A 26,209-nucleotide genomic window follows, 5' to 3' on the forward strand; every position below is an offset into this window, starting at 1 on the left:
GCTTCATACACCTCCCGTTACGTCAGCCAGCCTCACCGTATCCCCGCTTTCCACCGATCGTGCAATCGCCGCCATGGCACGCATAGCAGCCACTCCATCCTCCAGATTGGCCCCTCTCATGGCAACCTGATTCAAAACCGTATCCGCAAAGCCTTCAACCTGCAGCTTGAAGAAATGGGCATCTTCCCCGAGCGGTCGATGATAACAACCATCCCGTGCCGAGAAGACCTCTACGTCGCTGGACTTAAAAAGCCAAGGATTATAGGTCTTGCCAATAACGCTTCCGTGTTCGCCGTAGATCTGAAAGCCCTCGTGCCAGTCCATCCGCACGGCAACCGTAAGATCCAGATGTCCTACAGCGCCCGAGGCATACTGCACCGTGACAAACCAGTTGTACGCTCCGAACTTCTGCGTGTTCCACGCCGTAACGCTTTCCATCTCTCCGCCTAAAAAACGAGCCGTATCCACCAGATGACTGCCATGCGTCAGCATGAAGTAACGCAGCTTATCCAGCTTCGGATTGCCTTCCGGCTTTAAAGCATTCGGACTATGCTGCACCATCGGCTGCACGTTGTCGGTGACCGTATATCGATAAGTTGAGTCGCAGTACCATGCTTTCAGCGCCAGCATCTCACCCATTTCTTGATCAATAAACTGCTTGGCATACGCGATGCCGGGGTCAAAGCGCTTCATATTTCCGATTTGGACAATACATCCGGTAGCCTCGGCCTTCTGCTGCAATTCCTCACACTCTTCGACGCTGACGCCCAGAGGCTTTTCCACTAGGACGTGCTTGCCCGCTGCAATGGCTTTAAGGGCAGCTTCCACATGAAATTGATCCGCGATGCCAATGATAACAGCCTCCACATCGGGATCGGCAAGCATTTTATCATAATCGCTGTAGATCTTGGCTGGCTGGTGGATTTCGGCCATGCGGCTCAGCAAATCCTCCGCGACATCGCATATCGCGTATAGCCTGGCATTGCGCGCTCTCCGGCAAGCCTCGAAATGTCCGTACTGCGATATGGGGCCACAGCCAAGAACCCCGATATTTAATTCCATCTTATCCATCATCAAATCAGCACCTCCTGTAATGGATGATTAAAAGAAAAACGTCTATCGACGTACTTTCTCAGAAGACAGACCGCGTTTAGAGGATGTTTTTCTTGCGATATCAGGAATGCCCGTGCTTCGTAGTTTATACTTCCTGATATCTTTACAAAAGCCGCAGGATATATTCCAGCGACTTCTTTTGCTATTATTTTTTTGCCATGTATTTGCGAATATCAAATGCGACCGCTGCTACGATAATAAGCCCTTTAATGATCAATTGCCAGTATGGGCTGACGCCGATAAAGGTTAATCCGTAATTGATGACGCCGAAGATAAGAACCCCGGCCATCACGCCCGGCACCGTGCCGATGCCTCCTGCAGTGGATACTCCTCCAACCACGCATGCGGCAATCGCATCCAGTTCATACATATTGCCGTAGTTATTCGTCGCGCCCCCGGTTCTCGCAGCCTCCAGTACGCCGGCGATGCCGTACAACGCACCGGAAATAGCGTAGATCGCTATCAGATTACGGGCTACATTGATCCCCGATACATGCGCCGCTTGCACGTTGCCGCCGATCGCATACATATTTTTGCCGAGACGGGTCTTGTTGAATATGACCCAGCAGATAAGTGCAACGAAGACGGCGATAATGACGATGTAAGGGAGAGAATATCCACCCCCGAAGTCGATGTAGCCGCTGCCCCACACGGTAAAGTCCGGTCTTAAGCCGCCGATCGGCTGGGATTGGTTCGGCTCCATATCAAAATAGATGGAGTTGACGCCATATATGCCGACCATCGTACCGAGTGTCGCTATGAACGGCGGCACATGCAGTTTAGCTACGATGAAACCATTGATGAACCCAACGATAAGTCCCGCTGCAATACCGATAAGGATCGGCAATACAACCGATACTTGAGGCAGGTCCGGGAAGAAGCGATTTGCGTATACATCCGTTTGCAGCATGGAAGCCGATACGACCGCCGTTAATCCGACAACGCGTCCTGCGGAGAGGTCAACCCCGCCGGTGATCAGAATGAACGCCGCGCCAAGCGCGATAATTAATCGGGTGGAGGATTGCTGCAAAATATCCCGGAGCGTGGAGAAGGCCAGAAAGTTGGGATCTGCAACGGCAATCCCGATAACAAGCAATATTAATACTACGAATATGGCACGCTGCGCCAAATAATCTTTAACCTTACCGATGGTTTGCGTATTCATCGACTTCCCCTCCCGAATCGGCTGACCGCTGCTGTGCGGCAAGCCGCATGATTTCCTCTTCGCTTGCTTCCTGCCCTGCCAGAATTCCCGTCAACCGCCCTTCACTCATCACCATGATGCGGTCGGACATTCCGAGCAGTTCGGGCATTTCGGAGGAAATCATAATAATACTCTTTCCTTGCTTGGCTAGCTGCGTAATGATGGAATAAATCTCGAACTTCGCGCCAACATCAATGCCACGAGTCGGCTCATCCAGCAGAAGGATCTCAGGCTCGGTCAGAAGCCATCTTGCCAGCAGCACCTTCTGCTGGTTCCCGCCCGACAGATTCCGAATCTGGGTATGGACCGAGGGCGTTTTCGTTCTAAGCTGCTCCACGTTCATTCGCGCATCCTGGATTCCTCTGCGTTCATTTAACAGAAACGCCCAATTCTGATACCTGCGAAGATTGGCAATGACGGTATTCTCATAGACCGAGAGCACCGGGAATATGCCGGTAACCCTGCGCTCTTCCGTCAGCAGCGCCATGTTATTTTTCTTGGCGTCCGATGGTGATTTGATCTTTACCGGCTTCCCGTTGATCGATATAGTTCCGGAAGCCACCGGACGAAGTCCGAATATTGCTTCAATTAATTCCGTTCGCTGTGCGCCGACAAGGCCTCCGATGCCCAATATCTCCCCCCGTCTTAGCTCGAAGGATACATTCTGAAACGATTTCGGATTCGTGGAGCTTAATTGGCGAACCTGCATCCGGGTTTCGCCGGGAACGTTCACCCGTTCCGGATAGCGCTCCGTCAAATCCCGTCCCACCATGCGGGTGATAATCAAATCGGTTGTCAGCTCGCCGGCTTGCCAAGTCCCCACATATTTACCATCGCGCATAATCGTCACGTCATCGGATATGCGCAGGATTTCTTCCATTTTGTGCGAAATGTAGACGATCGACACCCCTTGCGAACGGAGCCTGTTCATGATGTTGAACAGATGCTCCACTTCATTTCCGGTGAGCGATGAGGTCGGTTCATCCATTACAATCACCTTGGAGTGAAAAGACACCGCTTTGACAATCTCAAGCGATTGGATCTTGGATACAGACAGCGCTCCTGTTCTTGCCCTGGGATCGATATCGATATCGAGCTCGCGGAACAGGCGGAGCGTATCTTCTGCCATCTGTTTCTCGTTCACGAATTTCAAAGGCCAGAAACCCGTCATCGGAAATCTTCCCAGCCATATATTCTCCATCACGTTGCGGTGCGGCACGGGATGAAGCTCCTGATGAATCATGGATATTCCGTGATTCAATGCGTCCCTGGAGCTGTTGATGGTTACCTTGCTGCCGTTTAAATAAATGTCGCCTTCATCAGGCTTGTAGATGCCGAATAAACATTTCATCAGCGTTGATTTGCCGGCCCCGTTCTCGCCCATAAGCGCATGCACGGTTCCGGGTCTCACCTTGAACGTTACGTCGCTTAATGCCTGAACGCCTGGAAACGCCTTCGATATATTCCGCATCTCCAGCACATACGATTCCGCCACCTTGAATACCTCCTTCGCAGGCCGGGTGAAAAGAACCCAATATAAAGGGACAACGCTACGAATAGCTGCTGCCCCTTCCCATAACCCTGCTATTATTTCGCGTCGGCGATATTGTCTTTCGTTATTTTTTTGTAAGCGATCCATACATATTTGCCGTCGGTAATATCAAATCCGGTGTTGTCCTTGTTCGGCGTTTCTCCTTTGGATAGCGCTGCGGCAATCGCAACGGAAGCTTTACCCTGGCTCTTGGCGTCATTAAGCACGGTGCCGAGAAGCGTGCCGTCTTCCAGCGCCTGAATGGCCGGAGCTGTCGCATCTACACCCACGACCGGCATATACTTGTCGCCGCTGAAGTAACCCGCCGCTTTCAATGCTTCAATGGCACCGAGCGCCATATCGTCATTGTTGGCCAGAACCGCTTCAATCTTGTCGCCATGGGATGCAAGGAAGGCTTGCATCTTTTCCTGTCCCTTCACGCGGTCCCACATGGCGGTATCCACCGCTAGCGCTTCGACTTCGATCCCGGCATCTTGAATCGCCTGAACGGAGAATTTGGTCCTCAGCTCGGCATCCTGATGCCCCGGCTCACCCTGCAGCAATACATACTGCAGCTTGCCATCCCCGTTCTTGTCCGCCTTGGGATTGGCCTTCCAATAATCGACGATAAGCTGACCCGAAATCGTTCCGGATTCCTCCGCTTTTGCCCCTACGTAATACACCTTATCCCACTTGTTCATGTCTTCCGCGATCGGCTCCCGGTTCAAGAATACCACTGGCGTATTCGCAGTTTTTGCCTTATCGATAATGACGCCGGCGGCCGTCCGATCCACCGGGTTGATGATCATGGAGCTGTATTTCTTCGAAATGAACAGATCGATTTTCTCATTTTGGGTTGGCTGCGCATTTTGGCTATCCACGATATCCAGTTTGGCTACGCCATTCGCTGCATCGGACATCGCGTTCCGAACGCCTGTCATGAACGTGTCGTCGAACTTGTAAATTGCCACCCCGACTTGAGGTGTGCTGCCGCCTGCCGCCTCATCTTGCTTGCTTTCGCTGCCGGTTGAACTGCTCCCGCCGTTATTGCATGCCGCCGTGGTCAGCATCATGCCGGCTATAAGGATTAACAGCCATTTTTTCTTCACCTGGGTTGACCTCCCTGTTTCATTCGAATTTTCAGTGACGGATACGGCGTTCCTGCGCCATATCTCACTGTCTACCGCCATTATGCCGCAATGCTCCTGACATTCGAATTCAAAATCCTCATGCTTTCTAGCAAAATTCTCATCACTTTGCCTCTAATTTTCGCGATTTCTTTACTTCACAAATGGAAACAGAACCTTCTGATTATCCATCCAGAACATGTTGTCCGCATCAATCACCTTGGTCTCAAGCACAATCGGCTTATCATATTTCGAACCATCCAATACCTTCACAGCCTGTTCTACTCCCAGATATCCCGTGCTGAACCCGTTCTGCACAATGAGTTTATGAAGGATGCCATCCTGCAGAAGCTGAAGCTGCTCCAGGTCGCTTCCGAAGGTGACAATCTTGATCTTCCCCTGAACGTTCCGTCTTGCGACTTCTTTTGCCGCTCCCAAGGAGGCCTGAATATCGAGTGCCAGTATCCCGTCAACCGATTCCCGGTCCAGCAGCTGCTTGGCCGCCTGCCAGCATGCATCTTCACGTTTGCCGCATGCTGCCCCGTCCGCTATCTGAATCCCGCTAATTCCCGACAATACGCTTTTGGCTCCCTCTTCGCGGGCAATGAGGTCGGGATCCTCCCTGTCGGATCGAAGTATGGCGACAACTCCCCGATCGCCAAGTAAGTCGGCCAGCTGTTCACCCGCCTTGCGTCCGGCCGCCTCATTATGGATTGCGATGGCGGACAGGACACCTGTGGTCATTCGCTCATCATTCAAAGCAATGATGGGGACATCAGCTGCTGATGCCTGATCACCTAATTTCAACAGTACGGCTTCGGATGCCGGATCGATCAGAATCGCGGAGGAACCTTTCTCCAGCACCTTCAATGCAGCTTGCAGCTGCTCCGCTTCATCGTCACTAGGCTCCAGCGGGATATAATCAAGCACCATTCCGTATACCTTGGCAGCCGCCTCGGCGCCTAATCGGATGGCATCCCCCTGCTCTTCGGCGTGTATGGGCGCCACGAGTGCAATGTGCCGGAGTTTGGGCTCATTCTCATCTATGGTTGCGTCTGATGAACACGATGTTAAGAAGATCAAGGATAGAATGAGTACAACAAGACGGCCTTTCTGTACAATCGGTATCCATAACACACGCTGCATGCTAATCATGCTCCCCCTCCTCCCCTGGCTCGTGAATAATCGGTATCCGTATGCGAACGGTCGTGCCCTCTTCAAGCTCGCTCTCATATTCCAGACCGTAACGGTGCCCATAATATAATTGGATCCGGTCATGAACATTTCGAACGGCCACGCCGGAGCCTGCCGTATTGATAAATGGAGCCGGATGTTGTCGCAGCGTTTCAACCTCTAATATCCTTTCAAGCATCTCGGGAGACATTCCGACCCCATTGTCCCTAACCGTCATCTCCAATAGATCGCCTTGTATAGCAGCCGTTATGTGAATATGTCCTTGATCCACCATATATTCAATGCCATGTACGATGGCATTCTCGATTAAGGGCTGAAGCACAAGCTTTAGCGTGTAGCAGGACTGCGCTGCCTCATCCGCTTCGATCAAAAAATCGAATTTCTGTTTATATCTCATCTGTTGGATGGTCAAATAATGCCTTGCATGCTCCAGCTCCTCACGGACGCTTATGGAGGTCTTCCCTTTGCTCAAGCTCAAACGAAACAGCTTCGACAAGGAAGTGATCATCGTAATGACTTCCTCCTTCTTGCTCATGCCCACCATGCGGACAACCGAATTCAAGGTGTTATATAAAAAATGCGGGTTGATCTGAGCCTGCAAGGCTTCCAGCTCGTATCTGCGCTTCGATTCCTGCTCTTTCACAATCTGTTTCATGAGCTGCCTGATCTTATCCAGCATCAGATTGAACCGGCTGGACAGCTGTACCACTTCCAGTGGCCCCTGCATCGGGAGCTCCACGTTGAAATCGCCACGTTCCACCGCCTTCATCGTTCTGCCCATCCGGCGGATGGGGCGGGTCAGCATAGCCGAGAGAATCAGGGAAACTGCGATGGCAAGCACCAGAACCATCGCCACAACCTGAACCAGATAACGATTGACCTCTTCTCTTGTGGTCATGATTTCATCCAAATAGGAAACCCCAACGATTTTCCATCCTATATTAACGACTGATTTCACCGTGTTCAGCCGCTTGACTCCATCCGATTCATCAATGTAGCTGTCAGAGGAAGTAAGTGCCCGCTCAACACTCTCATTTCGAAGCCCCATGTAAATTAATTGCTGCTGGGGATGATACACGATGTTTCCCGCTCCTTCATCGATGATGTACGCATACCCCCGCTTACCCAAGCTAATGCGGCTGCTTAGCTCATCGATTTTCTTGAAGTTGATATCTACCAGCAGAATGACATATGTTGGCTCCCCGTTATGAACAACCGTAATTCCTTTGCTCATCGTGACAACCCATTTAAATGTATGGTCGTACAAATTCTGCACATGCGGCAGTGAGAAGCTCAGATGGTTAGAGACTCTCATGGCCGAGTGAAACCAGCTTTGTTCCGTCACCCGCGCGCTGGCCTTAACCGGCATAGCCGGATGGTTCCTCAGCATATCGCCCTGTTCATTAAATAACGCGATGGAGACGATGTCATCCCGGCTTCGCATGATGGTGTTCAGCTGTTGAGTAACCTGCTCATCGTCCCATTGCCCGTCAGCTAGCATGTTTTCCTCAATGGCCCGATACAGCTGTGCCATCCCGTCCACATAATCCTCGAGATTATAGCTTACTTGATCCACGATTTGCTGGGCATTCAGAAACACGCTTTGCTCCGCCGATCGGGAGAATTTATTGAACAACAGAACGGCTACCACGATCACGATCAGCAGAATAAATGCCGAAAAGGACCACATGATGATCGATTGAATGCTGTGTGCGCAAAATCGCCTAATCCATCGCTGAATGGTTGGTTTAATCGAGTTCCGCTTGGCATACGCGATTTTCACCAGATCTACCCCCTCGCTTGTGTCCGGTATTCCTTGGGCGAGATGCCGACCAACTTCTTGAAGCAGAAGCTGAAATAATTCGGATCGGCAAATCCGACACGCTCCGCGATTTCGAAGGCTCTAAGATCCGATGATCGAAGAAGCTCCTTAGCCGTTTCCATCCGAAGCTGCATCAAATACTGCACGTAGGTCATTTTGACTTCTCTTTTAAACACAGCGCTAAAATAGCCTGTACTAATATGAAGCTGCATGCACAGCTTCTGCAGAGATAATTCCGAATCAACGTATTGCTCCCGTGTATATTGGAGTGCCTTCTCCACAATGTCTTTGTACGCATGCTGCCTGGAGCTGGCAATATGCTTTCGTATGGTCAAACTAATGTCCTGCAGCCAGGCTTTAGCCTCCTGTAAGCCGGAAAACTTAAAGATCTCCGCATGCAGCTGAAATCCTGCGCCGAACAACGCCTCGATCTCAACCCCGGATTCTTTGGCCGATCGCAAGACGGCCGTTACAACCTCCAGAAGGTATACCTGAACGTCCTGAATGGTACATGAGGCGCCAATGAGTTCATCGAATATATGCGAAATGGCTTCGGTCAATTCCTCTTCGGTTCCGAGCTTTAGACTGCGGATCAGCGCTTGCTCCTTTAATTCATCCAGACGAACCCCCTCCGGTCTCGGACGCTCGACATCATCGATGAAAATGACTTTCTCGGCACCCAGAATCAACCGGTAGTCGAGCGCCAGCAGCGCACCCTGATAAGAAAGCTTCAGGTCTGTTAGATTCCCCACCTGTGAGCCCACTCCAATCGTAACCGGCAGCTTCAAATAATGAAGAATGCTTTTTAATAAACGGTCAAGTGTCAACTGCATCTCGCTAAACCACGCTTCTTCCTCCCTCTCATCATTCGCAATCAGCAGCACAATGCTGTCCTGATATATGAATGCGCTTACAAGAGATGAGGGATCCAGAAGCTCCTTAGCGATGTTCAGCATGGCATGCAGCATTAAATCCAAGTCTCCAGAATGGCGTAGGGAGGCTGAGGACGTTTGCTCCTTATCAACAGAAGCGGGATATAAGGCCATAACCGCAGCAAGGTAACAACCTCCATTCAAAGATAATTCGTAATTTCGAATCTTCTCCTCAACAATCGAGCGGGGTAATTTCCGGGTGAGCAGCGACGCAAGAAACGATTCCCGAAGCAATGGCAGGCTCGTGCGGTAATGCTCCTTCAACTGACGCACATCCTCGCGCTCTGCAACCTCCAAATCGATCTTGTCCTTGATCTTCCTCAATAGCTCCATAAAGCTTTCGGCTGAGAAAGGTTTAAGCAAATACTCGTCCACGCTGAGCGTAATCGCTTGACGGGCATAATCAAATTCATCGTATCCGGTTAAGATCACGATTTTGCACAGCGGCTGAAACTCTCTGAGCCATGAGGCCAGCTGGAGCCCATCCTGAAACGGCATACTGATATCGGTAATGACAACTTCCGGCTCCAATCGCTCCGCAAGCTCCACAGCCTCTCTCCCGTTCTCCGCCGTTCCCTCGATCGTGAATCCGCAGGCTTCCCACTGGATTTCCTGCACGAGTCCCTCTCTTACGTCGGCTTCATCGTCCACTAACAGCACTTTGTACAAGCCAAGCCCTCCTGTTCTAATCTGTCAAATTAGTTAAAAGAATCTAATGTGATCTTACCGCGGCCCATCCAAATTTGGAATGCATCATTTTCACGCTGCTTTGAGGCAAAAAAAAGAACGAATGCATGGCTCTTGAACGACAGAGTGATTTCTGTTCGTTAAGTCATGATTCGTTCCGAACTCGATTGTATAAAATCCTTACGCCTGGGCCGGTATGGAGACGGGATTAGCAGGCGTGCCTAACCTTTTAATGCTCAGGTAGTAGGCAATGCCGAGCGGGATGACGGCTCCGAGCCAAGCCAGCGGGTTCGCCAGGCTTGCGCCGAGGAACCCGATCTGCGCGGTCAGGAAGATGGCAGCCAATACCCGCATGATCAGTTCCATGATGCCGGCTACGGTTGGGATAAAGCTCTGTCCCAGTCCCTGCAGCGTGAAGCGGTAGATGAACAACAGCGACAGAAGCAAATAGGTGCTTCCGTTCGATAAGAAATACAACCTGCTAAGGGACAGCAATTCTTCCTGTCCATGACCGACAAAGAGGCTGACGGCTGCAGGACCCGCGAATATAACCAGCAACCCCACGGCGATGCTGAAAGATCCCGAGACCCATATACATTGTTTAACTCCAAGCTTGATTCGGTCTATGCGATTCGCACCGAAGTTCTGGGCCGCAAAAGTCGCCATCGTAATGCCAAAGGAACTCATGGGCTGCGTAGCGAGCATGTCAATCTTCTGAGCCGCAGTATATGCGGCTACGGCTGTTGCCCCAAGACCGTTAAGCGTAATCTGAAGAATGATGGCACCGATTGCAATGATGGAGGCTTGGAAGCCCATCGGGAAACCGACCCACATATGCCGGCGTATAAACGTCCAATCGATGGACCAATCAGCATTCTTGAATTGCAGAAGCGGAACCTTTTTATGAATGTATAACAAGCAGAGCAGGCAGGAGAACAGCTGCGATACCACCGTGGCAAGCCCTGCTCCGGCTACTCCCATCTTGAATACGAGAATAAATAACAGATCGAGTACGATATTCAGAATGCTTGCGACCACCAAGAATAGAAGCGGTGTCCGGCTGTCCCCAAGCGCTCTGAGCAGGTTCGCCAGCAGGTTGAACAGGACGGCTGCCCCAACACCCCAATTTATGACGATTAAGTACGAATAAGCATCATCCAGGATTTCTGCCGGCGTGTTCATCATGACGAGGACAGGCCTCGTGAATATGACACTCACAATGGTCAGGAAAACCGTGAATACAAGGCTAATCCATATACTCGTTCCCACGCTTTTGCGAACGCCCGCGATATCCTTGGCGCCAAAACGCTGCGCCGTTATGATGGATAAACCTGCCGTCAAGCCTTGGGCAAAGCCAATGACAAAAAACAAAATACTGCCGGTCGAGCCAACGGCCGCAAGTGCGTTCACACCAATGGTGCGCCCAACGATCAGGGTATCCGCCATATTATAAAATTGTTGAAAAATATTTCCGATTAAAAGCGGGATCGTAAACATGATGATCAGCTTGATCGGACTTCCTTGCGTCATGTCTCTCATGTAGATTCTCCTATGCCGTCACTAAACGTTCCTCTATATATTTATTAGATAATATAACGCTATAAAGCCTATAGAGCAGCGCCTTGAAAACATTATAATGGGTGAGGGTCGTTTGTATTCTTGTGTATCTTATCATGAAAGAACATAAATTTCTGCATATTTATCATCAAACCACTAACAAAACTAAGTCACTATGGTCAGAACGGTTCATACCGGGTTTTGATCCGCGAAATCATTTCAATGAAAAAAAGATCAACCGGTAAATCGGTTGACCTTTTTTCAGAAGATTATGGATGCACCACCCTAAGAATCGGTAATGATTAGGCTTCCTCAATAGCAAGTTCATCCAAAGCCTGCTTCGCACGCGAACGCGCTTCCTCTAATGTGCCGCCGGTTGACAACGCAACTGCGACCCGTCTTCCAACCTTGGTCACCGGTTTCCCAAAAATGCGCAGCTGCGTATTCGGAACAGCCAGTGCTTGCTCAGCACCGGTAATTGTGTAGTTCTCCAGCTCTCGCGCAGCTTTCAGCGGACGGCTGGCTCCCGGCGTTATCAATTCGATCTCCGGGATCGGAAAACCAAGAATGGCACGGACGTGAAGCGCGAACTCAGATAAATTTTGCGTCACCAGCGTAACCAAGCCGGTATCATGCGGTCGCGGAGACACCTCGCTAAAATACACTTTATCCGCAGCAAGAAACAATTCAACACCAAACAATCCATATCCGCCAAGCTCGTCGGTAATCGTCCTTGCAATATATTTAGCTTCCTCCATTTGCTCATCGGACATGTTGTGCGGCTGCCAGGATTCGATATAGTCCCCGCTCTCCTGAATATGACCGATTGGCGCACAGAAGCTTGTTCCATTGACGGAGCGAACGGTCAAAAGCGTGATCTCTGACTGGAACGTAATGAATTCCTCAATGATCACTCTGCCGTTCTGCACGCGGCCGCCTTCCATCGCGATGTTCCAGCAGGACTCGATATCCCCTTCGCAGCGGCATACACTCTGGCCTTTGCCTGAGGAACTCATCAGCGGTTTAATTACGCACGGAAAGCCCATATCCAGGACAGCCTGTTTAAATTCCTCATAAGTATCGGCAAATCGATAGCCTGCAGTAGGCAGTCCCAACTCCTCGGAAGCCAACCGGCGAATCCCTTCACGATCCATCGTAAGCTTCGCAGCTCTGGCAGTAGGAATAACCCGGTACCCCTCTTCCTCCAGTCTAACCAGCTCCGAAGTAGCGAGCGCCTCGATTTCGGGTACGATCAGGTCCGGCTTCTCCAGCTCGATGATTGCGCGTAATTTCTCCCCATCCAGCATATCGAGGACATGGCTGTGATCGGCAACATGCATGGCAGGAGCGTCAGCATAACGATCGACCGCTACGGTTTCAACACCCAGTCTCTGGGCCTCAATCACGACTTCTTTTCCGAGTTCTCCCGAACCTAGCAGCAGTATTTTCTTCGTTTTTAACATCGTTGTTTTATCCCCTTCTCGTAGTTTCAGAGACTTATAAAAAAGCAGAAAATAATAAAGAGGTAAGGGAAATAAGCTTCCCTTACCTCTGCCCAGGCGTACGGCCGTCGTCATCTATGTGCTCCCTCATGGTCCCCCATGCTACGCCAGTTACACATAAACCTATACATTGTTATTTAAATCATACTTAATCTTCCCGTTAATTGCAATATCACCGTAAGGCGACATTAGGATTTAGACTTCAGCATATCGATGGCATCCTTCAGCGATTGCGAAAGCCACTTCTTAGGGTGGATTTATCGCCAAAACGAGAAATTTCGTTATTGATCTATCGCTTTAAAGGATTGATGAATGATAGGGTCCAACATATAATATGGATAAATTCATTCCTGTCAGATATTTGAAAGGAGACTTGCTGTGCTGCCCTATTCCAACCCCAATCATGATTTTGCCTTTGAACAAGCCGTAATCGGAATGGCAATGATATCGCTTGATGGTTCGATTCTTAAGGTCAATTCGGCACTAAGTGATCTATTGGGATATTCACAGCAGGAGTTAACTGCCGGGGCGCCACAAGAAGATAGCAGCATTCGCGCCTTATTGAATCAAGTGGTTTGGAACGCAAGAGCCACTCAAGATCAACAGCAATCCATAACCCAGTTTGAATATGTTTACCACCATCCATCCGATCGTGAAGTATACCTCAGTGTACGTATCAGCGTTAAGGAGGAGCTGGCGCAGAATTTCCGTGGCTGCTTGGTACAGTTTGAAGATCGAACCTTGCTGAGACAACTTATGAAGCAGCTGGAGCTGAAGGAACAGAAGCTAAACGAGAAGGAAAATTCGTTTTTGCAGCTGTTGGAAGGACTCCCCTTATCCGTACTCATAACAAAAAAAGGCATTGTCCACTATGTTAATCCTGCCGCGCTCAGACTTGTTAATGCTGCGCATCCCCGTGACGTCCTCGGGATTTCAACCGACGTGGTAGTCGACGCATCGTACCATAACAAACTGATGAAACGCAGGGCAAAATATGCCGAGAGCGGAGAGATCGGAAGCGTCGATTATCGGATACGCTGTCTGGACGGGCAGGAGAAAATGGTCACGGGATTCACGTTGATCATAAATTATGAAGGCGAGAAAGCGGCCGTCGGAATCTTCAAGGACATCACAGAGCAGCAGATGGAAGAAGATCGCGTGATGCAATCCGAGAAGCTGACCACCGCCGGCCAGTTGGCCGCCGGCATTGCCCATGAAATTCGGAATCCCTTAACTTCGATTAACGGATTTGTAAAATTGCTGCGATCTGCGGAACGAAGCAACGAGCTCTATTTTGAAATCATTGAATCGGAGCTCAAACGCATCGAACTCATTGTCAATGAACTCCTGGTGCTCTCGAAACCGCAGAGCGTTCATGTCAGCGGACCCATCGACGTGTTTGCCATTATGGAACAGATCATTACCCTTATGAAGGTTCAAGCAGCCCTCAAAAATATCGAGATCATCCCTCATTATCCGATGGCACCGGTCTTCGTTCAGGGTGAAGTAAACCAGCTCAAGCAAGTGTTCATCAATCTGCTGAAAAATGCCATGGAAGCGATGAATCAAGGGGGAACCATTACCTTGGACATTTTGCACAACGCTCAAGAGGTTCGAATCATCGTGCAGGACGAAGGGATTGGCATGACGCAGGAACAAATCCAATCCCTGGGACAGCCCTTTGTTACGACCAAAGACACCGGGACGGGACTCGGACTGATGATTACCAAGAACATTATTCATAATCATGGCGGTACGATGAATGTAGAGAGCATACCCAATCATGGGACAACCTTTACGATCCATTTACCGGCTTTATAACGCATACATATTATCGGAATGGTGATGCCAGTTGATAACCGATGTAATAAAAGACTTCTCTGATTAGAAAAGGAACTTTGCTTCTCAGGCTCTGATACGCGCTCCGGGCTGCGGGCGAAGGATTGGCTTCCAATCCCATATCTTCCGCCATCATCATCGCCCGCTTCATATGCAGCGGGTCACTTACAATGAGGTAAGAGGACAGTCCTGCTGAATCTCCTACCTTATTGGCAAAGTGCAGATTCTGCTCCGTGATCGTCGAAGCCGTCTCGACAAGGATGTCACTCTCCGGAACACCATGCTCGATGGCATACTGCCTGGCAACTTCCGATTCGGCAAGTTCATCCTCCGAACTGCGTCCCCCTGTAAATATCAGCTTGTCTACGTACTGCCGGTCATACAGCCATAGCGCATGATCAATGCGTCCCTGAAAAACAGGCGAGGGCTTCCCTTCCCATACAGCAGCCCCCAGCACGATGGCTGCATCAGACGGGATATTGGCTGTTCTTTGCGCATAATTCCAAATGGCGATGCCCACATACAGCGTATAAATTAACAGGATTCCAATGAATACCCCCAACACATAGATCACGGTACGCTTTCTTCTGCCCCGAGCTTCCCTTGCCGGCATATTTCGTGTCATGCTGCACCCCCAGCGCCCAATCTTAATCTACCCTTAGTGTCCATTCTATCATTTTCAGCAAAAAAAGCCTGCTGCTCCCTTACTGAGAGCGTCAGGCTTTCTTTGCAGTCAACTATCGTTTTTTCATTCTAGCACTACCGAGAGTAACACAAACTCGAATCTACCGTTTAATCCGCATCATATCCATACAGCGTGACTCTGTTCTTCCCTTTGCTCTTGGCAATATGCATCGCTTTCTCCGTCTCCGCGATCAAATCCGTGAACTTTAACATGGATGCTGGTGTAAGGCATGCCGCCCCCACGCTAACGGTCATAAACCCATCCTCTGCCGAGCGATCCTTGGGAATGCTGAGTGCAAGCACGCCAAGGCGTATCTTCTCGGCCAATTCATAGGTACGTTCGGGGCTTTCGTTTTTCAGCTTCAGGATAAAGGTCCCGCCACCGTAGCGTGATATGGACGCTCCGTAGGGTTCGCCAATAATTTTCAGGGCATCGGCTATCCATTGCAAACATAAATCACCGCCATATAAACCATGAAGGGTATTATATACCCGGAAGTCGTCAATATCGACCATCATCAAGGCTAAAGGCAGCTTATTCTGAACACATTCCTCCCAGTCCATCGACAGTTCTTTTTCAAAAGTCAGCGGATTGGGCAGTTCGGTCAGCGGGTCTGTTGTCACATAATTTTGAAGCTGATCCAGCACATCGGAGTATACCCGATCCGGGCCATCTTCCGCCGTACCTTCTCTCAGAATCACCATAATGGAGGATTTACGCCCTTGATGAATAGCAGCCAGCATAAATTCAAGCTCGATCCCGTTGCCCTCCAGCGTAACAAACCTGCCGCTGCCGGATACTAACTGGGTTTGATTCTGCTCCATCCGTTTGATCTGCTCTCTCAGATCAACTCGCGAATCTTCTCTAGCCAACTTATATATCTCAAGCTGCAGCAGCTCTTCGGGTTTCTTTGCACCGAACAGCGATTCGGCCTGCACATTGCAATACATAATGGTACCTGCCGTTGTTAGTGACAAGAAAGCGACAGGCGACAGGCCCATGAGCTGCAGGTACCGTTCTTCGTTCTCTCTGAAAATTCTCGCATTCTGTATGGCCTGTTCTTTTGCTTGCCTTAATTGATCATCCGTCTGCTTGCGAACGATCGACTTCAATTGCGGGAGAACGCTTAACTCCTGTGACTTCCAAGAATATGAGGTCCCCTCAACCACTTGTCTCCATTTTTCGAAAGATTTACGCGGAGATAAACGGACCTTATCCTCCTCTTGGATAACGGCTTTGGCCGGATCGCCGGCCCAATCCACAATTTGAACAACCTCGGGCCTGAACCACATGACATAATTTTGTTGGCCTGGTGACAAAGCGAGATACAATACACCTGATGCGATATCCTTATAAGCTTTAGCGGGTTCATATTCGGCACTGAGTTCAGAACTGTGGTACGTATAATCTTCGGCCTGGGCAGATAACCAGCCGGCAAGCTCCATGACTTGCTTCGAAGTTGGTGTCGTACCGTACAGCATCAAATTATCTTGATAATAAACGACAGCCCCGGTAGCTCTCATTAAATCGAGCAAGGTCTGCTCCTCGTTGTCAAGCTGTTCGATAACATGGAATACATCGGTTTGGCCGATGAAAATTTCGGTAATGCGGGCGGATAAAATTCTGAGCCTCAACTCGGTTTGATAATCGTCGAGCTGCTGTCGTTGATACAGCTCGTTGGAGAAAAAGGAGCCCAGAAAGTTGCACAGGTTGCGGGTCCGGTGGGATACATATTTTCTACTATAGTGATGACAAGTAATCAAACCCCACAATTGGTTGTCATGGATAAGGGAAATCGTGGTTGTCGCGCCAACCCCCATATTATGAAGGTATTCGATATGAAGCGGAGATACACTCCGCAGCGCGGATAAACTGAGATTCAATGGCTTGCCAGTCAATGGTTGTACCGTAGGAATAATCTCGACCGGCGTATAACTCACATCAACAATCGTCCGCAGCCAATTTCTTAGATACAGTTCACGGGCTTGCCTAGGAATATCCGATGCCGGATAATGGTGTCCCAAAAAAGGCTCCAGCTCCTGCTCTTTAGCTTCGGCAACCACTTTTCCGTTCCAGTGATCATCAAACTCATAGAGCATTACGCGGTCATATCCGAGAATATCCTTCACGAGCTCGCAAGCCACTTGACTCGCCTCCACACGATTCTCGGTTCGTTTCATGCGACTGAAGAACGTCTGTATCCTTTCAAAATCATCTGTAAAGGCTACGGTATCTTCCGATACCAGCTCCAATTCAAGCAGTATCAACCCTTCGCTTTCGTGGACAATTCCGAAAAACGCAACCGGATCATCCCCAACCGGAATCGTTAAATTGATATACTGTAAATCGGGCGTGGCGATCGCCTGAAGATCCCGATGAATCATCAGCTCAAATTGGGCCTTTCCAATAAGCGCTTCCAAATGCTGTCCCAGAAGTGCTTCTGCGCTAATGCCTAAGAACTGATTGGTATTTCGGCTGCATTGGGCGATCCTATAGTCATCAATAGGGTTAATGGCAAGCAGTACGCCATGGGGCTGAATAAATCCTGGAATGTGAATAGGTTCTTTCTCGCAATTCGTCAGGTCGATCGGTCCATCCGTTACATAATCGCCCTCCGTCAGCAGCTCTCGATTTAGTGGATCCTGTTCCGTCATTGCCTATCATCTTCCCTTATTCACAGATTTAATAACAAATAAGCCCAATGCATCTCATTGTTATAAGAGATACATTGGGCACAGCATATTATAACAATAGAACTATGAGATTGTACGCCATTCAGTCTTCAGCATAGCATAGTAATACTCATCCCACCAAATATCGCCACGAGGAATACACTGTTGAAAATAGCCTTCTCTCCTCATACCCAGCTTCTCCATCACCCGATACGAAGGTGTATTCTCAGGCTGGCATGTCGCAATGATCCGATGCAACCCCATTACTTCGAAACCGTGCTGAAGCAAAGCTCTGGCAGCTTCCGTGGCGTACCCCCTACGGTGATAGGTTGAATTAAACACCCAGCCGATTTCATAGGTATGTTCGCCGAACCATGGATGAAACACCACATGTCCTATCACCCGTTGTTCCTTTTGCAGGCAGACGGCATAATGATGAGCTTTATCGCCCTTGTTCTGAGTAAGAAATTGTTTTACTGTTTCTTCCGTATGCACAGGCTCAGGCATGTAATGCATCACCACCGGATCGGATGTATATTGCAGAACATCCTGCCAGTCTTCTGGTTCAAACTCGCGAATTATTAATCTTTCCGTTACGATATCCATTTGCCCGACTCCTCTTCAAAATGTATTCAAGTGTCCTCTTCATACCGCACACTTCAATACAGAGGCAAATGCGATTCGCCGTATATACAGATCTTTCTTAATTACGCCGGGTCACCCTCTTTCACTTTTCAACTTACTCTCATTAAAGATTCGATCAAAAGAGTGACATTCCTTCATAATATGTCAAATTTCTGGTTATTTTTCCGCTTATCGCTCTCAGCTCGAATTGTTCTTTGTGTTTCATTACAACTTAGACTTGGCTGAGAATCGATTTCATTTTATCAAAATGCATGCCTTCATGATACAAGCAAAAGCTTAAGAATTCTTCGACCCGGGTTAACTTTAAACCTTTGGAGGTTGTATAGGGGGATAAAACCGTATCGTGCAAATGCCCGTTGTACCTGCGTTCGATTCGGTGGACCTGACCCTCAAGCAGTTCGACAAGCTCGTGTATGGATGGCCATGCTTCGCTAATCTCCCTTGGCTTAGAACCCGATCGGAACAGCTCGGTATATTCAGAGGGAAGGGTTATAGGTTCTCCGTTCACGCCGAACGCAAACCTTTCCGCTATGAATAAAACATGTCCCATATTCCATTTCACGTGGTTATTCATTCCACTCGGAATCAACTCCGCTATATCATCCGGGAGATCCCTTACAAGATTCAACGTTTGTGCACGCACAAATTCCAAATGTTCAAACAGGTATGCTCTCATGCAGCCCACTCCTTCTCATTAATGTCCAGCGTCCGCTTTAACCGAGTGTACTCCATATGCGGATAAAGAAATAATATTGTTTTCACTCCGTTTCATAAAAAAAAAATGGATGAATCAAGGGCAAGCCTTCATCATCCATGGATATACTGGTTTTTTTCGCGGATATCCGCTTGAATATAAGAAATAAACGAATGGACTTGCGCAGGTCTCGCTTCTTGTCTCTTGATGCATACCCGAATAGGGTGCGGGAAAGTTACGCCAGACACTTTAACCTTGCCAAGTTCGCCCGAAACCAGTTCTTTCTTGATAGAAAGAGCAGGAACTAACGCAGCCCCGTATCCCGCTTTTACCGCTTCAATGGATTCCTTCAACCCCTCTATCGTTATGGAACAGCGAGGTTCGCGTGCATCCGATGACTCTATCAACGACCATAACCGTTTTCGCGTGTAACTTCCTTCTTCCCTCAACACAAAGGGTTCCTCCATAAGCTCAAGGAATGTCACTTCTTTATCGGCTAGTCGATGAAGGGCAGGCACAGCAAAAATTAATTCATCTTCCATTATTGTAAAGGACTCGATATCTTCCGCTTCAATGGACCAGCTGCCGCATACGATGGAGATATGCACCGAATCGTCCTGTAACCGCTGCAGCGCAGTTCGGGAATTTCCTTTCAGCAGCTGCACCTCCATCCTTGGATGCTCCTGCTTATACCCAACCAGCCATCCGGGCAGCAAAGCGCTCTCGGGCAGCTCGGTTGCAGATATTCGCAAACTTCCCTGCTGACCGGATTTGATGGCCTCCATCATCTCTTCCATCTCGGCTTCCATCGCAAATAACCGTTGGGAATGCCTGGCCAAGGCAATGCCTGCTTCAGTCAATTGAATATTGCGTCCGTTAGCCTCAATCAATTTCATGCCGAGCTCCCGCTCCAAATTGCGGATTTGGGCCGTAACGGCTGGTTGACTTAACAGCAAATTGCCGGCCGATCTCGTAATGCTTCCCGTCTTGGAGACATCATTAAAAATGCGTAGTGCATGAAGATTCATAGGTCATCCCTCGATTCTTGATCTATTCACCTGGTCAATCTGTTGCGATCATTTAGATCGTTTATATCCTAAATGAAGTCCATTTGTAAACTGCTGAATCAAATATAGGACACATTGAGGGAAGTGCTCTGAATATAAGGAGCTCTGACTTCTTGGTGATCCGAGTTCGTAATCAGCATGATGATCCGTTTTCATGATTTTTCATGGTCCTGCAACCTTTTAACAATTCTCCCGTCTATAGTGGTGCAGCAAGTACATTTTACCAATTCATGATACGACTTGGCTGAATCCTAGCGTTCTAGGATAATCTACATTTGGAGGATACCTACCATGAAAAAAATCTACAAAGTACTAGCAACCGCTACGGTTCTCGCGATGGCCGCACTGCCAATAGCAGCGAATGCACAGGCCGTCCCTCCTGCTGCAGCCCATAAGGGACAAGGCAACATCACAAATCAGGTGAAGAAAAGCGTTCCTGGAACGATGGGTTACATAACGGACTTCGTCAATGACAAATCAGGCACATGGATTACCGTAACCGGCCGCGGCTTGGCAGCAACCGATCAACAAGAAATCAAGCTCTCGATATCCAAAGATACTAAAATCATTGATGCCAAAGGCAACCAAGTCCAGCTCCAAACGATCGTGGATAAAAACAAAGCGATAAAAGCTTTCTATAACCCAAACATAACGAAGAGCCTACCCGCTCAAGGTTCGGCTCTTACGATCATTGTACAGGATAACGACCTCGCCGGTATTGATGGAACCATCTCGGAGGTAACCAAACAAGGCATTCTGGTGGAAGGAACCAATCTGTACAACGACAGTGAAGAAACCATGCTGCTTCATCTGGATCCAAAAGCAAAAATCTTCGATCAAAACGGCAGCGCACTGAAAGCAAGCGACCTGGAAGCCGGCATGAGTATTCGCGCTTTCTATGGACCTTACGTGGCGTTAAGCATGCCGCCTCAATCCTCAACGAATTATATACGGGTCAACACGAATGCCGAGAATAACGATCAGGAGCAAGCTGCCGGCATTGACGGCATCCTTACAGAAATGAAGGATGGAAGAATAAGCGTTTCCGGTAAACCAGCTAAAGCAGGTGACCTCGAATACGTTGTGCTCGCTGTTGATGGCGACACAAAGATTGTAGATGCCGGGGGCAAATCGTTAACGGCTGAAGTCTTAAAATCGGGTCTGCGAATCGAAGCTGAATACGTGTCCGTGATTTACCCTGCCCTGCCGCATGCAGATAAGATCGTGGTCTCCGACACCTCAGCGCCCAAAGTCGAGGGCACGATAACTACATCCGAACGCACGTCAAAGGATCAACTGTATATCAATGTAGGTTCAGATCAATCCACCGACAACGACATCATCATCAACATCTCCAAGGATACTCAAGTGATTGGACTGAATCCCGACGAGAAGCTGGAACCCGGCATGAACATCGTGGTCTTCCACTCGCCTATCATGACCATGTCCATTCCAGCAATCACATCCGCTGAAGTGATTATGGTTCAAGCCGACAACTAAGCTGTAAAATAAATCACAAAAAAACACCATCGTACTCAGGATTCCTGAATACGATGGTGTTTTAATGTAGTAAGATATTAATCGTTACGAACTATTCCTCAAATTCCACGTTGTGATATACCTGCTGAACATCCTCGAGATCTTCAAGAGCATCGATCAGCTTCTCAAACTGGGCAACGCCATCTTCCGGTAAGGTGACAAAATTCTGAGCCAGCATGGTAAGCTCGGCAACGGTAAATTCCGTAATACCAGCGGCTTTGAATGCTTCCTGAACCGCATGGAACTGGTCGGGTTCAGCATAGACGATCACAGCTTCTTCCTCTTCCAGGATGTCACGGACATCCAGGTCGGCTTCGAGCAGCAGATCCATGACTTCCTCAGCCGACTTACCTTCGACGCCGATGACTGCGGTTGGATCAAACATATAAGACACTGAACCGCTGACGCCCATATTGCCGCCGTTCTTATTAAAGGCAGAACGTACAGCAGGCGCCGTACGATTGACGTTGTTGGTTAAAGCGTCAACAATGATCATCGAACCGTTCGGACCAAAACCTTCATAGCGAAGCTCTTCATAATTCTCATCCCCGCTGCCCTTGGCTTTATCCAAGGCGCGGTCAATAATGGCTTTCGGCACATTGTATGTTTTGGCGCGCTCAAGAACAACCTTCAGCGCACGGTTGGACTCGGGATCCGGTTCCCCCTTCTTGGCTGCCACATAAATTTCGACACCAAATTTCGCATATACGCGACTTGTATTTGCATCCTTGGATGCTTTTTTCTCTTTAATATTATTCCATTTACGGCCCATATATTTCCGCTCACTTTCATTATTGAATCTGTAGCCGGTATTCAATAAATACCCTCGTCCATTATATATCTATTAAGTCCCTTGAACAAGGTTAAGAGCTTATATCCGGAAAATAGACAAATACCCGTAACCATCAATCAGCGCTGTTCACCGACAAGTAAGATCACCTTCCCCCTGCCATGACCCGTTTCAACAATGCGATGCGCTTCCGGCGCCTCGTGCAGCGGAAACACCTCTCGAATATGAATGCGAATATAACTCTCCATATATAAATCCACCAGCTCCTGCAGTCTAGCTGCCGTTCTCGTGCCGCTTAGCACGGGTATACCCAACTCCACAGCAGTCTCGTCCGACACCATCGTGCGGATACGCTCCTTGTTGTGCACAAGCTGGGCAGAAGCCCTTAATGCCTCGGGGCCGGCAGCATCAACTGCAGCATCGATTCCTTGCGGCGCGATTCTGCGGACCCTTTCCACAAGCCCAGCGCCATATGCAACCGGTATAACGCCGATGGACCGCAAATATTCATGATTGCGCTCACTTGCGGTTCCAATGACAGCTGCTGCGCCCCAGGCTTTTGCCAACTGGCATGCAAAGGTACCAAACCCGCCTGCCGCGGCATGGATGAGCACGGTGTCTCCTTCCTCAATTCCAACAGATTTCAATGCCATATGTGCCCCCTGGCCATTACCGGAGAAACCTCCAGCTATTTCCCATGGCATGCGCTCGGGTTTGATTACAATCTGATCCGCATCCACCACGACATATTCAGCGTAACAATGGAGCAGTGAGAACCCAAGTACCTCCATGCCCACTGCGAATTGATCGACGCCTTCCCCGACCTGATCGATCACGCCAGCGAACTCATTGCCCGGTATCATCGGGAAACGCTGTTGACGGACATAGCCTATGGTTCCGTTGCGAACCCCGCAATCAAAGGGCAGCACGCCAGCTGCCTTCACGCGGACTCGCACAGTACCCGGTCCTGCCTGCGGCTGCTTCATTTCCGTTAATTTTAAGACCTCAGGTGGACCGAATGAAGTAATGGCCATAGCTTTCATCTGCAACATCTCCTCTTTTCGTAATGCTTATTAAAAAATGAAATAAAAAGCGCCGCTACAACTGCAATCATGATCATCAGCATGAAGTATATATTGCTAAAGACATACGCGCTCAGATCGTGGATCAACGGGTTCCAAGCCTTAGCGGCTTCCAGATCCACCATGGTTCCGTAAAGGCTGGCAAATATCGCTCCTGCCATGAAATTCAACATCGACAATATGCCCATTCCCACTCCACTTTGTTCATGCGGCAGCGTCAATGAAATGGATTTGGACAGCGCAATCGACATAAAGGCTTGCCCGACACCACCGAGAATCAGGAACAAGGCAATCCATACAGGCGAGGCCCCCGTAAATGACGATAATAATAGAAAACAGAACAGAAATAAGCTTACGGCGATGTGGAACAGATATGAAGTGCCTTTACGGTCCGCCATCGTGCCTCCGAATTTGCTGAGTAATGCGGTAGCGATTGCTGCTGGCACCATAACATATCCCGTCAAACCCAGCCTCAATTGGTGAACTTGCGTTAACAGCGTCGGCGTCAGGAACACAAGAGAATATCCTATTCCTGTTACTGCGAAAGCAATTACCAAGCCAAGCGTGTAACGAACGTTTTTGAATACCCCCGGGTTTATAAAAGGAGCTGCCGCTTTCCGGATTCTCCAGATGAAACAAGTCAATAGCAGGACAAAACTGATCAGGGTCAATGCTGTTGGATTCGTAATAGAGAGCAGCAGGCTAGCTACAGCTCCTGCTAGCAGACCGCAACCGGGCCAATCCATTTGGGCTGTGCCAACTCTTTCATCATGTAAATATTTGTAGTAGAAAGGCAATGTCAACAGAATGAGTAACGGCATGCAAAATAACACGCGCCAATGGACAATGCTTACAAGCATTGCCGCTACGGCTGGACCAGCTGCACTGCCGATAGCGCCGCCTGTCATCGATATCCCTAAAGCTCTTCCCCTTTGCTTCGGAGGAAAATAGCGCACGGGGATGATGCCGGATATCGCCGGTATGACGGCTGATCCTGCAGCCTGCAGCATCCTTCCGAAGATGAGCATTCCGTAAACCTGAGACAGCATCCCGATAACCGAACCGACTATAAAGGTGATAAACCCGATGGAAATCAAGATTTTCAGCTTGTAACGATCGGCAAGCTTTCCGTAGATAACACTTCCCATAGCAAATACAAGCAAATACGATGTCGTTACCCAGCTGACTTCGGCCATCCTCAGCCCAAACTCTCGCCTGATTTCTGGGAGCACGATATTAAACATCGTTGCATTCATAACCGATATGGCAAGAGTAAGTGCCAGAACGCTGATTAATGCTTCGCTTGATGACTTTCTTTTCCCGATTCCCATAAAAGCCCCTTCCTTCCGAATTTTAAAAGGGATACCCTATTACGTTTGTGTACCGATGTACAAATCTTAAAAGGGATTGTTTTCCTCTCGTTGTTTATTTTATAATGGGTTCGAAATAAACAAAAATATATAATGTGCTATATAGATCATATACTGGAGTGTATAGGGGGATGAAGGATGGAACTTCTGCAGCTGCGTTATTTTCAAACCGTAGCCCGAACGGAACACATGACGAAAGCAGCTCAAGAGCTTCATATTGCACAGCCTGCTTTAAGCAAAACCATATCCAGGCTGGAAGCGGATGTCGGAGTTCCGTTGTTTGATCGTCATGGCGGGAGAATCCGATTGAATACATTTGGGAAGCTCTATTTGGATAAAGTTGAACGTGCACTTCATTTGCTGGAGGAGGGCCAGAAAGAAATCAATGAACTTGCAGGACTTCAGCATGGCAGTATTCATCTGGCAACCTCAACCCTGGATCCGTTATCCGAACCGCTGAGTCAGTTTCTGGCGGAGCACCCTGACGTTAATTTTCAAATATCCCAGGTCGGAACGGATGACATGATGAAGATGATGGAAATGGGGCAGGTCGATTTATGCTTTACTTCGATGGCGATGGAGCAACCCCTGTTATCTCAAGTGACCGTGCTTCGCGAGGATGTGTATTTGGCTGTACCCCAAGCGCACAGGCTCGCTGACCGTACGTCCATTAACTTGGATGAATTGAAGGAGGAAGCTTTTATCGGCTACAAGGAAGATTTTATATTCCAGCAAATGAACGATAAATTCTTTCAGGAGGCTGGAATTACGCCCAGATATGTATGCCGGGTTGACGAACCTCCGGCTATTGCAAGTCTGGTTCGTGCCGGTCTTGGTGTTGCCCTCTTCGGATGTTCTCATGTCCAAGACGCCAAGCTTAAGCTTCTGCCCATTGCGAAGCCCGAATGCAAACGGCACTATCGGCTTATCTGGCATGAGAAGCACTATTTATCCTTAGCGGCTCGTCAGTTCCGTGATGACGTCATTCATTACTTTTCGGAAAAATCGTAATACACAGCAAGATTCCAATCATATACAATTTCGATTATTGAAGGCACTTCCTGCTCATGAACAAATGCAGGAGGTGTTTTTTTGCGAGAGAAATGTAGATGAAACAAAAAAATGATTGATTATTAATAGACAAAATATCATTATGT

Annotated in this window: 20 protein-coding genes and 1 riboswitch; of the genes, 3 read left to right on the forward strand and 17 right to left on the reverse strand. The window is 48.8% G+C overall.

Annotated features, from left to right (window positions below; genetic code table 11):
• Window positions 1–3: 3 nt before the first annotated feature.
• From MKY82_RS19405 to purT, 9 genes are all read right to left on the reverse strand, one after another.
• Window positions 4–1,074 (reverse strand): Gfo/Idh/MocA family oxidoreductase, encoded by a 1,071-nt coding sequence (locus MKY82_RS19405; RefSeq protein WP_339294148.1) that lies wholly within the window; start codon window positions 1,072–1,074, stop codon window positions 4–6.
• Window positions 1,075–1,258: 184 nt separating this feature from the next.
• Entirely contained in the window at window positions 1,259–2,278 is a 1,020-nt protein-coding gene (gene mglC / locus MKY82_RS19410) for a galactose/methyl galactoside ABC transporter permease MglC (protein ID WP_194543223.1), read from the reverse strand.
• The gene (locus tag MKY82_RS19415; protein WP_199341201.1) at window positions 2,256–3,812 is read right to left on the reverse strand and encodes a sugar ABC transporter ATP-binding protein; all 1,557 of its coding nucleotides are present in this window, start codon (window positions 3,810–3,812) and stop codon (window positions 2,256–2,258) included. The genes mglC and MKY82_RS19415 overlap by 23 nt, the downstream gene beginning before the upstream one ends.
• Before the next feature lie 92 nt (window positions 3,813–3,904).
• Entirely contained in the window at window positions 3,905–4,957 is a 1,053-nt protein-coding gene (locus MKY82_RS19420; RefSeq protein WP_071218587.1) for a galactose ABC transporter substrate-binding protein, read from the reverse strand.
• A gap of 171 nt (window positions 4,958–5,128) precedes the next feature.
• Window positions 5,129–6,130 (reverse strand): substrate-binding domain-containing protein, encoded by a 1,002-nt coding sequence (locus MKY82_RS19425; protein WP_339217995.1) that lies wholly within the window; start codon window positions 6,128–6,130, stop codon window positions 5,129–5,131.
• Window positions 6,123–7,952 (reverse strand): sensor histidine kinase, encoded by a 1,830-nt coding sequence (locus tag MKY82_RS19430; protein ID WP_339294149.1) that lies wholly within the window; start codon window positions 7,950–7,952, stop codon window positions 6,123–6,125. The genes MKY82_RS19425 and MKY82_RS19430 overlap by 8 nt, the downstream gene beginning before the upstream one ends.
• A gap of 5 nt (window positions 7,953–7,957) precedes the next feature.
• The gene (locus tag MKY82_RS19435) at window positions 7,958–9,592 is read right to left on the reverse strand and encodes a response regulator (RefSeq protein ID WP_339294150.1); all 1,635 of its coding nucleotides are present in this window, start codon (window positions 9,590–9,592) and stop codon (window positions 7,958–7,960) included.
• Between the two features lie 198 nt (window positions 9,593–9,790).
• Complete coding sequence (locus MKY82_RS19440; protein ID WP_339294151.1) at window positions 9,791–11,149, reverse strand: MATE family efflux transporter; 1,359 nt, start codon at window positions 11,147–11,149, stop codon at window positions 9,791–9,793.
• Between the two features lie 320 nt (window positions 11,150–11,469).
• Window positions 11,470–12,630: a phosphoribosylglycinamide formyltransferase 2 gene (gene purT, locus MKY82_RS19445; protein WP_339294152.1), complete on the reverse strand. Its 1,161-nt coding sequence runs from the start codon at window positions 12,628–12,630 to the stop codon at window positions 11,470–11,472.
• An 83-nt stretch (window positions 12,631–12,713) separates the two neighbouring features.
• A riboswitch (ZMP/ZTP riboswitch) is annotated at window positions 12,714–12,794 on the reverse strand.
• 253 nt (window positions 12,795–13,047) lie between these two features.
• Between purT and MKY82_RS19450 the strand changes: the two genes are divergently transcribed.
• Window positions 13,048–14,490: an ATP-binding protein gene (locus tag MKY82_RS19450; protein WP_339294153.1), complete on the forward strand. Its 1,443-nt coding sequence runs from the start codon at window positions 13,048–13,050 to the stop codon at window positions 14,488–14,490.
• Between the two features lie 10 nt (window positions 14,491–14,500).
• Here the strand turns inward: MKY82_RS19450 and MKY82_RS19455 are convergent, their stop codons facing one another.
• The 5 genes from MKY82_RS19455 to MKY82_RS19475 all read right to left on the reverse strand — a co-directional run bounded on the left by MKY82_RS19455 (window position 14,501) and on the right by MKY82_RS19475 (window position 20,232).
• The gene (locus MKY82_RS19455) at window positions 14,501–15,133 is read right to left on the reverse strand and encodes a YdcF family protein (RefSeq protein ID WP_339294154.1); all 633 of its coding nucleotides are present in this window, start codon (window positions 15,131–15,133) and stop codon (window positions 14,501–14,503) included.
• Window positions 15,134–15,300: 167 nt separating this feature from the next.
• On the reverse strand, window positions 15,301–17,847 hold the full coding sequence (locus tag MKY82_RS19460) for a diguanylate cyclase (RefSeq protein WP_339294155.1): 2,547 nt from the start codon (window positions 17,845–17,847) through the stop codon (window positions 15,301–15,303).
• A 102-nt stretch (window positions 17,848–17,949) separates the two neighbouring features.
• Window positions 17,950–18,471, reverse strand: a complete 522-nt coding sequence (locus MKY82_RS19465) for a GNAT family protein (RefSeq protein WP_339294156.1) — start codon at window positions 18,469–18,471, stop codon at window positions 17,950–17,952.
• Window positions 18,472–18,721: 250 nt separating this feature from the next.
• Complete coding sequence (locus tag MKY82_RS19470; RefSeq protein WP_194543233.1) at window positions 18,722–19,186, reverse strand: DinB family protein; 465 nt, start codon at window positions 19,184–19,186, stop codon at window positions 18,722–18,724.
• Window positions 19,187–19,317: 131 nt separating this feature from the next.
• The gene (locus tag MKY82_RS19475; protein ID WP_339294157.1) at window positions 19,318–20,232 is read right to left on the reverse strand and encodes a LysR family transcriptional regulator; all 915 of its coding nucleotides are present in this window, start codon (window positions 20,230–20,232) and stop codon (window positions 19,318–19,320) included.
• A 330-nt stretch (window positions 20,233–20,562) separates the two neighbouring features.
• Here MKY82_RS19475 and MKY82_RS19480 point away from each other — a divergent pair, with 330 nt between their 5' ends.
• Entirely contained in the window at window positions 20,563–21,771 is a 1,209-nt protein-coding gene (locus MKY82_RS19480) for a peptidase (RefSeq protein WP_339294158.1), read from the forward strand.
• A 91-nt stretch (window positions 21,772–21,862) separates the two neighbouring features.
• Here the strand turns inward: MKY82_RS19480 and MKY82_RS19485 are convergent, their stop codons facing one another.
• From MKY82_RS19485 to MKY82_RS19495, 3 genes are all read right to left on the reverse strand, one after another.
• Window positions 21,863–22,582 (reverse strand): YebC/PmpR family DNA-binding transcriptional regulator, encoded by a 720-nt coding sequence (locus tag MKY82_RS19485; RefSeq protein WP_071218688.1) that lies wholly within the window; start codon window positions 22,580–22,582, stop codon window positions 21,863–21,865.
• 137 nt (window positions 22,583–22,719) lie between these two features.
• Complete coding sequence (locus tag MKY82_RS19490) at window positions 22,720–23,643, reverse strand: NADP-dependent oxidoreductase (RefSeq protein ID WP_339294159.1); 924 nt, start codon at window positions 23,641–23,643, stop codon at window positions 22,720–22,722.
• Complete coding sequence (locus tag MKY82_RS19495; RefSeq protein ID WP_339294160.1) at window positions 23,640–25,013, reverse strand: MFS transporter; 1,374 nt, start codon at window positions 25,011–25,013, stop codon at window positions 23,640–23,642. Before MKY82_RS19495 ends, MKY82_RS19490 begins: the two co-directional genes overlap by 4 nt.
• 177 nt (window positions 25,014–25,190) lie before the next feature.
• On the opposite strand from MKY82_RS19495, the gene MKY82_RS19500 reads away from it, so the two are divergent.
• A complete protein-coding gene (locus MKY82_RS19500) occupies window positions 25,191–26,063 on the forward strand; it encodes a LysR family transcriptional regulator (RefSeq protein ID WP_339294161.1) in 873 nt (290 codons plus the stop codon).
• Window positions 26,064–26,209 lie beyond the last annotated feature (146 nt).

The sequence above is a fragment of the Paenibacillus sp. FSL W7-1279 genome (assembly GCF_037969845.1).
In the GTDB taxonomy this organism is placed as follows: domain Bacteria; phylum Bacillota; class Bacilli; order Paenibacillales; family Paenibacillaceae; genus Paenibacillus_AQ.